Below are 1,451 nucleotides of genomic sequence, written 5' to 3'. Positions count from 1 at the left end.
CAATACCGGTAACTTAAGGGCAATTTGGTCGTTGTTGTTGGTATGCCAAGAGCGGGTCAGCTGAAGTCATCTGGTGAGCGGCTGTCGGATCGGGTCGCGGTCGGGGTGTTGACACAGGCTTTTCCTCCGGGGCTTGTGGACGAGGTGTTGGCGGAGACGGGCCGGGTGCAGCAGCGGAACCGGCTGTTGCCGGCCCGGCTGGTGGTCTACTTCGTGTTGGCGATGTGCCTGTTCTCGGGGCAGAGCTACGAGGAGGTCGCCCGGCTGCTGACCGCAGGTTTGCGGGGTGCGCGGCGTTGGTGTGCGTCGTGGGCGGTGCCGAGCACGGCGGCGATCTGGAAGGCCAGGTCCCGGTTGGGTGTGGCGCCGCTGCGGCAGTTGTTCGTGCGGGTGTGCCGTCCGGTCGCCACACCGGACACTCAGGGTGCTTTCTACCGCGGCTGGCGGCTGGCCGCGATCGACGGCACCACGTTCGACCTGCCCGACACGAAGGCGAACGTGGACGCCTTCGGCCGTCCACCTCGCTCCGGTAGGGGTGAACAGAACGTCGGCTGCCCGCAGTTGCGCATGGTCGGTCTGGTGGAGTGCGGCACCCACGCCGTCTTCGGCGCTGCGATCGGTGCTCTGCGCACCGGAGAGCAGACCCTGGCCCGGGCGGTCCTGCCGTCCCTGCGGCCGGGGATGATGCTGCTGGCCGACCGTGGCTTCTACGGCGTGGACCTGTGGTGCAAAGCCGCGGCAACCGGGGCGGACCTCTTGTGGCGAGTCCGTAAAGACCTGGTGCTGCCCGTGGTCGAGCAGCTGCCGGACGGCTCCTACCTCACGGAGATCTTCGACCGGAGCGACATCCACCACACCCGTCGCGGGGTGCCGGTACGCGCGGTGGAGTACACCATCGCCGGCCACGAGGGTGTCTACCGCCTCATCACCACGATCCTCGACCCGGGCAAGGCCCCGGCCGCGGAACTGGCCGCTCTCTACGCCCAGCGATGGGAGTTCGAGTCCACCCTCGACGAAATCAAGACCCACCTCGGCGGGCCACGCCTGGTGCTGCGTTCACAGCACCCTGAGGGAGCCGAGCAGGAACTCTACGGCTTCCTGCTCGTCCACCACGCCATCCGGCACCTGATGCACCAGGCCGCACAACAAGCCGGCCAGGACCCCGACCGGATCTCCTTCACCCGCTCACTGCGTGTCGTGCGCCGCCAGGTCACCGACCAGGCGGCATTTTCCCCCCGGCAGACTCACCCGCGCAATCAAAGCCACCCACGCTGAACTCCTCGAACGCCTCCTGCCACCACGACGCCGCCGGTCCAACCCCCGCGTCATCAAACGCAAAATCGCCAGCTGGCCCCTCAAACGCGCAGCCCACAGCGTTACAGATCGCCCAAGCGTCCCTGCTATCAACATCGTTGACGCCAGCAAGCCCAAACGGGTCAAGCGAACATAAA

1 protein-coding gene is annotated in these 1,451 nt (G+C 66.9%); it reads left to right on the top strand.

The window, feature by feature from the left end; translation table 11 throughout:
- The first annotated feature begins 42 nt into the window (after positions 1 to 42).
- Positions 43 to 1,275, top strand: a complete 1,233-nt coding sequence (locus tag ACFYXM_RS37100; protein ID WP_389296262.1) for an IS4 family transposase — start codon at positions 43 to 45, stop codon at positions 1,273 to 1,275.
- Positions 1,276 to 1,451 lie beyond the last annotated feature (176 nt).

Origin of the sequence: Streptomyces sp. NPDC002476, assembly GCF_042889785.1 — a bacterium.
Lineage (GTDB): Bacteria > Actinomycetota > Actinomycetes > Streptomycetales > Streptomycetaceae > Streptomyces.
The sequence above is the reverse complement of the archived record's forward strand: the minus strand, read 5'-3'. Positions and strand labels throughout refer to the sequence as shown.